The 9,329-nt window shown below is 53.4% G+C and carries 6 protein-coding genes and 1 tRNA gene; 6 read left to right on the top strand and 1 reads right to left on the bottom strand.

What is annotated here, in order from left to right; all coding sequences use genetic code 11:
• The first annotated feature begins 286 nt into the window (after positions 1-286).
• The 4 genes from ACT8X9_RS00850 to ACT8X9_RS00865 all read left to right on the top strand — a co-directional run bounded on the left by ACT8X9_RS00850 (position 287) and on the right by ACT8X9_RS00865 (position 6,025).
• Positions 287-2,149, top strand: coding sequence for an extracellular solute-binding protein (locus ACT8X9_RS00850; protein WP_444267807.1), 1,863 nt, complete (start codon positions 287-289; stop codon positions 2,147-2,149).
• Between the two features lie 5 nt (positions 2,150-2,154).
• Positions 2,155-5,103, top strand: a complete 2,949-nt coding sequence (locus ACT8X9_RS00855) for an ATP-binding response regulator (RefSeq protein ID WP_444267808.1) — start codon at positions 2,155-2,157, stop codon at positions 5,101-5,103.
• Positions 5,100-5,219, top strand: coding sequence for an RNHCP domain-containing protein (locus ACT8X9_RS00860; RefSeq protein ID WP_444267809.1), 120 nt, complete (start codon positions 5,100-5,102; stop codon positions 5,217-5,219). Before ACT8X9_RS00855 ends, ACT8X9_RS00860 begins: the two co-directional genes overlap by 4 nt.
• 65 nt (positions 5,220-5,284) lie before the next feature.
• Positions 5,285-6,025: a GNAT family N-acetyltransferase gene (locus ACT8X9_RS00865; RefSeq protein WP_444267810.1), complete on the top strand. Its 741-nt coding sequence runs from the start codon at positions 5,285-5,287 to the stop codon at positions 6,023-6,025.
• A gap of 302 nt (positions 6,026-6,327) precedes the next feature.
• Here ACT8X9_RS00865 and ACT8X9_RS00870 read toward each other — a convergent pair.
• A tRNA-Ala gene (locus ACT8X9_RS00870) sits at positions 6,328-6,389 on the bottom strand.
• Positions 6,390-6,772: 383 nt separating this feature from the next.
• Between ACT8X9_RS00870 and ACT8X9_RS00875 the strand changes: the two genes are divergently transcribed.
• Positions 6,773-6,961 (top strand): antitoxin VbhA family protein, encoded by a 189-nt coding sequence (locus tag ACT8X9_RS00875; protein ID WP_249238221.1) that lies wholly within the window; start codon positions 6,773-6,775, stop codon positions 6,959-6,961.
• A 256-nt stretch (positions 6,962-7,217) separates the two neighbouring features.
• A complete protein-coding gene (locus ACT8X9_RS00880; RefSeq protein WP_444267811.1) occupies positions 7,218-8,318 on the top strand; it encodes a glycoside hydrolase family 172 protein in 1,101 nt (366 codons plus the stop codon).
• Positions 8,319-9,329: the final 1,011 nt, after the last annotated feature.

Genomic DNA, 9,329 nt, shown 5'->3' on the forward strand with positions numbered 1-9,329 from the left:
AAAAGAAAACGAAAGGCCGCAAAGGGGCTGCTGTTTGTCGATGTTTTTGAAAAAATGTTAAAATTCCTTGAAACCCCGGCGTTATAATGATAGAATATTCTTGTATCGTCATTTTGCTGTGGACGTGCCTTTCCAATGGCGTTGTGGTATTGGGGGCGTAAAACAGGATGCACACAAAGAGAGACTGCGGCGTCCTTTCCGTGAGTTGTGATGGAACAGACAAGAAGACCGAAGCAGCCTGCCGAGAGACGGCAGGCTGTCGTCGGGTCATGAGGTGAATCGTTTGATGAAGAAGAAAACACTGCGCAGCCTTTTTTCCCTGCTTATGGCACTGGTGCTGGGGGTATCCCTGCTGACCGGATGCAGCGGAAAGGTGGCAGAACGGGCGGAGATGAAGGAAGACGCTGAGACCATTCAGGTGTATCTGTGGAACACCACGCTGTACGAGACCTATGCCCCCTATGTCCAGGCGCAGCTGCCGGACGTGAACATCGAGTTCATCGTGGGCAACAACGATCTGGACTTTTACAAATTCTTGCAGGAGAATGGCGGCCTGCCGGACATCATCACCAGCTGCCGCTTCTCGCTGCACGATGCAGCTCCCCTGAAGGACAGCCTGATGAACCTTGCGACCACCAACGAGGCGGGCGCGGTCTATAACGCCTACCTCAACAGCTTCAAAAATGAGGACGGCAGCGTGAACTGGCTGCCGGTGTGCGCCGACGCCCACGGATTCGTGGTCAACCGCAGCCTGTTCGAGCAGTACGACATCCCGCTGCCTACCGATTACGACAGCTTTGTGGCGGCCTGTCAGGCCTTCGAGAAGGTAGGCATCCGCGGCTTTACCGCCGATTATGCCTACGACTACACCTGCATGGAGACGCTGCAGGGGCTTTCGGCTGCCGAGCTTACCACTACGGAGGGGCGCAAGTGGCGCACCGCCTACAGCGACCCCGCCAACAGCGAGCGGGTGGGTCTGGACGACACTGTCTGGCCGGGGGCATTCGAGCGGATGGCCCAGTTCATTCAAGATACCCACCTCACGGCGGACGACCTTGGGCTGACTTACGATGACGTGATGAACCTGTTCCGGAACGGGGAAGTGGCCATGTACTTTGGCAGCTCCGCCGGCGTGAAGATGTTTCAGGAGGAGGGCATCGACACGACCTTTCTGCCCTTCTTCAGCCAGAACGGCGAAAAGTGGATCATGACCACCCCCTATTTCCAGATCGCCCTGAACCGGGAGCTGGAGCAGGACAGCGCACGCCGCGAAAAGGCCATGAAGGTGCTGAACGTCATGCTCTCCGAGGGGGGACAGAACCACGTCATCTCCGATGGACAGGATCTGCTGAGCTACAGCCAGAACGTCAGCCTCCGCCTGACCGAATACATGAAGGACATCCGCCCGGTGGTGGAAGAGAACCATATGTACATCCGCATCGCCTCCAACGATTTCTTCTCCATCTCCAAAGATGTGGTCTCCCGGATGATCGCGGGCAAGCTTACGGCAAAGCAGGCGTATCAGGACTTCAACGCCCAGCTCCTCACGGAAAAGACCACCACGGACGAGACGGTGCTGACCTCTGGGAAGAGCTATTCCAATGTCTTCCACAAAAACGGTGGCAGCGCTTCCTTCTCCGTCATGGCGAACACGCTGCGCGGCGTGTATGGCACGGATGTGCTCATCGCCGCCGCAAACAGCTTTACCGGCAGTGTGCTGCGGGCGGATTATACCCAGAAGATGGCCGTCTCCATGATCATGCCGAACGGCCTGATGGCCTACCAGCGCACCATGACCGGCGCAGAGCTGAAGGAGACCCTCCGCGCCTTTGTGGAGGGCTGTGAGGGCGGCTTTGTGCCCTTCAACCGCGGCTCTCTGCCGGTGGCCAGCGGCATCACCATGGAGGTAAAAGAGGCAGGCGGCAGCTATACCCTGACCGGCATCACCCGGAACGGCCAGCCGCTCCGGGAGGATGATACCGTCACCGTGACCTGTCTGGCCACGACAAAGCAGATGACCGCGGTGTTTGCAGACGAAGGCCGCGCCGTCACGGACGAAGGTACATGGGTAAAGGACGCATGGCGCGATTACGTTTCCGGCGGCGGCGCAGCGCTTGCAGAGCCGGAAAACTACATGAGACTGAGGTGAGCGGAATGGCAGACGAAATGCGTGAACCCAAACGAAAAGGCCGCTCCCGGCGGAAATGGCTCCCTGCCGCCGCCGTCACCCTCCTGCTGCTGGGGCTGCTGGTCGGCGTCAGCTGCCAGTACATCTCGTATGTGTCGCAGACGGTCTATCAGGAGAGCACGTCGCATCTGGAAGAGGTCCTGCATAAATCCAACAATATGCTGAAGGAGCTGGTGCGCAAGAACCTGACCTATCTGCATCTGTACAACGGCTTTCTGAAAAATACCTCAGACGAAGGCGAAATTCAGGCATATGTCGAGAAGGCACAGCAGGACACCGGATTTGCCGACTTTTACTTTCTTTCCTACGACGGAAACTATATGACCGTGTCCGGCGAAACGGGCTACCTCGGCTTGCAGACCAATCTGGACGAAAAGCTCTCCGATGGCGAGGATATCGTCATGAATGCGGTACTGCCCGGCAAACCCCAGATGCTCGTGTTCATCTGTCCCGAAATACAGGGCAGCTACCGGAACTTCGACTACGATGCCATCGCCATCGCGTACTATAACGATGCTGTGCTGAAAGCGCTGGACAATTCTGCTTTTCAGGGGAGCGCCAGCAACTATGTGGTCTACTCGGACGGGCGGGTGGTCATCGACAATTCTGTAAACGCCACAGAACCGGTCTACAACTTTATCGCGGTGCTGCGCGACCACTCCGACCTTTCGGAGGAGCAGATCCTTGCCCTCTCGGATGCGTTTGAGCAGGGCAGCAGCGGAAACATGAAGGTAAAGCTGGGTGACACCAGTTATTATCTGGTCTACGAGGGCACAGCCGTCCAGAGCTGGACGATGCTGGGCCTTGTCCCGGTCAAGGTCGTCAATGCCAATCTGGACAAGCTCTGGTTCCGGACGATCCAGATCGTGACAGGCATCGCCCTCTGCCTTGCAGCGACGGTCATCCTGCTCCTCCTGCGCAAGAGCCACGCCACGCTGCGCCAGAAGAACACCGAGATCCTGTACCGGGACGAGCTGTTCCAGAAGCTCTCGCTGAACGTGGACGACGTCTTCCTGATGCTGGACACAAAGACCTCCAAAGTGGATTACGTCAGCCCGAACATTGAGCGTCTGCTGGGCGTGTCGGAAGGGAAAGTCCGGCAGAACATCCATGTTCTGGATAAGCTGCGCACGAAAAACGCCCCGAAAAACGACGAAGTCTGTCTGGATGGGCTTCGCAGCGGGGGACAACGCGAATGGGATTTTGAGTATCTGCATCAGCAGACCGGGGAGCAGCGCTGGTTCCACATCATCGCCATGGGCAGCGAGGTGGAGGGCAGAGCCAAATACATCCTCGTCATGTCCGACCGCACAGCCGACAAGCAGGTGAATCAGGCGCTTTCAGATGCAGTGGCTGCCGCCGAGACCGCCAATCGCGCCAAGAGCACCTTCCTTTCCAATATGTCCCACGACATCCGCACCCCCATGAACGCCATCATCGGCTTTACCACGCTGGCGGTCAGCAACATTGACGACAAGGAGCGGGTGAAGGATTATCTCGCCAAGACCCTTGCCTCCAGCAAGCACCTGCTCTCCCTCATCAACGATGTGCTGGACATGAGCCGCATCGAAAGCGGAAAGCTCCATCTGGAAGAAGTGGAGGTCAACCTGTCCGATGTGCTGCACGACCTGAAAACCATCGTCAGCGGGCAGATCTACGCCAAGCAGCTGGAACTTTATATGGATGCCATGGATGTGACCGACGAGGATGTCTATTGCGACAAGACCCGGCTGAATCAGGTCCTGCTGAACCTGCTGTCCAACGCCATCAAGTTTACCCCGGCGGGCGGCACGGTCTCGGTACGCGTCCGGCAGCTTGCCGGAAAGGTGCGCGGCTGCGGGCAGTACGAGTTTCGCATCAAGGACAACGGCATTGGCATGAGTCCGGAGTTTGCCCAGAAGATCTTCGAGCCGTTTGAGCGGGAGCGCACCTCCACAGTAAGCCGGATACAGGGCACCGGACTTGGCATGGCCATCACCAAAAACATCGTGGATATGATGGGCGGCACCATCGAAGTCCAGACGGAGCAGGGCAAGGGTACCGAGTTTATCATCCGTGTGCCGCTGCGCCCGCAGGCGGAGCACCGTCCGGTGGAAAAGATCATCGAGCTGGAAGGCCTGAAGGCACTGGTGGTGGACGACGACTTCAACACCTGCGACAGCGTGACGAAGATGCTGGTCAAGGTGGGGATGCGCGCGGAGTGGACGCTCTCCGGCAAGGAGGCGGTGCTGCGCGCGCGGCAGTCCATCGAGATGAGCGACGCCTACCATGCCTATATCATCGACTGGCGGCTGCCGGACATGAACGGCATCGAAGTCACCCGCCAGATCCGCAGCCTGAACGACGATACGCCTATCATTATCCTGACCGCCTATGACTGGTCGGACATCGAGGTGGAGGCAAAGGCGGCCGGTGTGACCGCCTTCTGCTCCAAGCCCATGTTCATGTCCGACCTGCGGGAGACCCTGATGAACGCCCTCGGCCAGAAGCAGACGGATGCAGAGCAGGAACTCCTGCCCGAAAAGAATGCGGATTTCAAGGACAAGCACATCCTGCTGGTGGAGGACAATGAGCTGAACCGTGAGATCGCGCAGGAGATCCTGCGGGAGTACGGCTTCCAGGTCGATACAGCTGAAAACGGCGCAGTGGCGGTGGAAAAGGTCAGCGCCGCTGCGCCGGGCAGCTATGATCTGATCCTAATGGACGTGCAGATGCCGGTGATGGATGGCTATACCGCAACCCGGACGATCCGCGCACTGGATGACCCGGCCCGGGCAAAGCTCCCGATCCTCGCCATGACGGCCAATGCGTTTGACGAGGACCGCCGCAACGCATTGGAGAGCGGCATGAACGGCTTTTTGTCCAAGCCCATTGTGATCGGCGACCTTGTGCAGGAGCTGCATAAGATTTTGTGAGCCTGTCCAGCCTTCATGTGGACGAAGAACCCGGCGACCGTGCCTCCGACTGCGGCGGCATCATGGAGCCGGTGGCCGTCTGGGTACGCAAGGGCGGCGATGGACGGATGTGGTAAGCCGTAGCCAAAAATGAAAAGGTCACTGTGTCGGAGAAGGCATAAAGAGAGGGGAGAGCACTTCGATGGATTATATCAGAGTTACCAAAGAAAACATCGACAAGGAACACATCTGTTGTGCCATGTCCGGCAAACAGAGCTTTGCCAAGAAGGAATGGCTCAAGCAGCGCTTTGAGGAGGGGCTTGTCTTTTACCGCAGTGCAGAGCGGGGCAAATGCTTTATCGAGTACATCCCGGCAGAAAACGCATGGGTGCCCATTGATGCGGCAGGCTGGCTTTATATCGACTGTCTGTGGGTTTCCGGTTCCTTGAAAGGGCACGGCTATTCCAGCGAACTGCTGGAGGAATGCCTTCGGGATGCCAAGGCGCAGGGCAAAAACGGCGTTTGTATTCTGTGTGCCGAGGGGCGCAAACGGGAGTTTCTCGCGGACCCCAATTTTTTGACCCATAAGGGCTTTAAGGTTTCGGACATCTCCGATTGCGGCATCAACCTCATGTACCTGCCCCTTGCAGAGAGTGCCCCGCCGCCAAAATTCAAGGCCTGTGCCAAGCACCCCAAGGTGGAGGAAAATGGCTTTGTCCTTTATTATACCGACCAGTGCCCCTACACCTATTATTGGGTGCCAAAGGTGCAGGAGGCGGCAAAGGAACATGGGATTCCGTTCAAAGCCATCCACATCACAGAGAAAGAGACGGCTCAGAATGTGCCCGCATCGGTCACAACATACGCATTGTTCCGGAATGGGAAGTTTGTGACCCAGAGCATCCAGTCGGACAAGAAATTCTTGAAATTGGCGGCAGAATAATTGAATCAAGCAAGACGCCAGACGCTCAGACGCAGTGCAGTCCATAGAATGGGGGTGTGCTGCGTTTTTATTTTGGAGGATTTTCTTCAGTTCATTTTATGAGATTTCCATTACTCTGAACGCGGTAGACATTCCTACTGGTTGGAACCCGCGCACTAAGCAACAGCCCACAGGGCGGATTGTTTACCCTGCCTGCGGCAGGGCGGTGCTGTTCGAATCCCTCTAGATTCCAAAGCCAGCGTGTGGTTTGTGTACACACAAAAAGAAAAGCAGTAGCATTAAAATCACGCTGCTGCTAAAAGTGGACCTAGAGGGATTCGAACCCTTGACCTCTCGGATGCAAACCGAACGCTCTCCCAGCAATATCGCTTTTGTGCACACCTTGCACACCGTGAGAAAAGGAAAATCAACGTATATTCGTCTATATAAAATATTCTGACATCCAAACGGTCTTTTAGGGTCGCAAGTATGGTCTCCAAGCCGCTGATTTTCAAGATGAAGCTGTTTGGGGCGTAATATGGTTGGCGGACAAGTGAGCTACAGGCCCTTGAGATGTAACTCACATGGGGTTCAGATGTATCGCATCTCAATTTACAATAAAATACGATGTACCGTAAAAGCGCAACTTCTACTCGGAAAGGATGAAAGCTGCGCTTTTTATGTTTGACAGCAAGTTATGGATTGACAAGAGTACGCATACACGATAAACTTTATATAGTATCATGTAAATTAGGAGGGGGCCAAACCATGAGCGTCAAGTACACTACCCCTGCCCAGCACAAGAGCAACCTCCGCAATGTGTATGGCACCTTTGCCATTGAGGGAATGACCATCAGCAAAGATACACGCAGCAACCTTGATCGCATTGGCAACGGTCAAGCCAGCTATCAACAGGTCGTGAACGAACTGCGCGCAAAGTACGCGAAGAAGGGCTGATTATGTTCTCAAAGTATGATGTCTACACCACAGTCCATGTACTGCTATGCATTTATGAGTGTGGTGCTAAAGATTTACGGCAGTAGCACATTGCTTTTATACAAATAAAAGTGTACAATAATAACAACTTTGCAAGCAATCCCCTTCAAGGAATCAACTGGAACATGGGTGGAGACTGTACCTGTTAAGCGGAATTGTTTGAATGAATTCAATTCAACATAAAAGACAGTTGCTCATTTGTGAGTAGGAGGAATATATGATGTTTGATTGTGGTTTACAGAATATTTTCCGGCTGAAAAACGGACAGTCCCGTTCCATCAACTGGGAAAACCGGAACGGAGAAAAAGGAAAAGGCGGCATGGCATCCAGCGATCTTGGTCCGTCCAGAAAAGGTTCCCCGTGTATCCCGAAAATAGAAGCAGGAGAGACCGTAACACTTGGTGAGATCCAGGGAGAAGGCATGATTCAGCACATCTGGATCACCGTTACAGATCGTACCAGTGAACGTAACCGTTATGTTCTGCGGGATCTTGTTCTGCGCATGTACTGGGACGATGAAGAATTCCCATCCGTTGAATGCCCGCTTGGCGATTTCTTCTGCTGCGGCTTCGGTGTTTCCTACCAGGTAAACTCAGTCCCGATTGCTGTCAATCCGACCCGTGGTTTCAACAGCTATTTCCCGATGCCGTTCCGTAAAAACGCCCGTATTACCATTGAAAATCAGTGCGATGAGCCGATTCCGGCCTTCTTTTATCAGATCGACTATTGCCTGACAACGGTTCCGGAGGATGCTGCCTATTTCCATGCCCAGTGGCGTCGTCAGCGCATAACGGAAAAGGCAAAAGACTACGTTGTCCTCGACAACATCAAAGGGAAAGGCCAGTACGTTGGAACTTATCTTGCGCTTACCAGCCTCGAACGCTACTGGTACGGAGAAGGTGAGATGAAATTCTACATCGATGGAGACAAGGATTATCCAACCATTTGCGGAACCGGAACAGAAGATTACTTCGGCGGTGCCTGGAGCTTTGCAATACAGCAAAATGGCCAAACCGTTGAAAATCAGTACTGTACTCCGTATCTTGGCTATCCTTACTACTCTAGCCACGATACCTTCCTTCATAATGATTACCACAATGATGATCAGATGCCACAACGTAGCTTCTACCGCTGGCACCTTCTTGATCCTATCCTTTTTGAGAAGGACCTTAAGGTAACTCTGCAGCAGATTGGTGCCAGTCACGGAGGTCTTTTTGAACGTCAGGATGATGTCGCTACCACAGCTTACTGGTACCAGACGCATCCTCATGTACCATTCGCGCCACTCATGTCCAGAAAAGAGCGCTGGCCAAGATGATTTTTGACGCTTTTCCTATTTTATATGTTTCATGACTTTGCATATCGGCTACAAGAGTCCGTTCCGAACAAATCTGCTTCCAACGAATTTGTCCGGAAACGGGTTCTTTTTTTATATGGTATTCAAAAAGCGATCTGGATTACAGAGATCCGCCTTTTCACAAGCCTTTCACATTTTCAGTCCATTCTTTAAGGTTCCTTTAAAGTTCCCTCATTATACTAAAAAATGTAAAAAATATTTCCGGGAGTAAATCACACGAAAGAAGCAATTGCTCATGATGCAAAACCAACAGGTTCCCATGACCTTCCAACGGTATGAAACAAAATATATGCTTTCCCCGATCATGGCTCGCAAGCTTCGCAAGAGTCTTCCGGGTCATCTGCAGATGGATGAATACGGCCTTGATACCATCTGCAGCCTCTATTATAGCTTGATTGTATCATAGAACAAGATGCAGTGCTATAACAGAAGTTAGTTTTTGGAATCGGGAATCCTCAATGTTCCGCTGGAGGAGTTTGAAGAATTTAAGAGTCATTCGCTCTCGGTGCGTACTCCGAGTGGGCGGAAAACGGACCTTAAACAAGCACCCGTTAGGGGGCTGGGTACTCCGAATGGGGGAATTGTCGTTTTTGACAAAACTTCTGGTGAAGCTATGAACATTATGCCGAAAAGTTCGGTACACGTCACTTTGCGCTGTCAAGACGAATGATGCACGATTTTGCCAAGAACGGCAAAAAAAACGCCGTATCGTTTAACACGATACGGCGCTTTATGGACTCGAAGGGAGTCGAACCCTCGACCTTTCGGATGCGAACCGAACGCTCTCCCAGCAATATCGCTTTTGTGCACACCTCATGCACCGCGAGAAAAGAGAAATCAACGTGTATTCGTCCATATAAAATGCCCTGCCAGCCCAATGGACTTTCCTGACTGTAAGTACGACCACCAAGCCACTGATTTTCAGGATGAAGCGATTTGGGATGTAATATGATTGGCGGACAAGTGAGCTAC

Source organism: Faecalibacterium sp. (genome assembly GCF_052358865.1).
In the GTDB taxonomy this organism is placed as follows: Bacteria; Bacillota; Clostridia; order Oscillospirales; family Ruminococcaceae; genus Faecalibacterium; species Faecalibacterium butyricigenerans.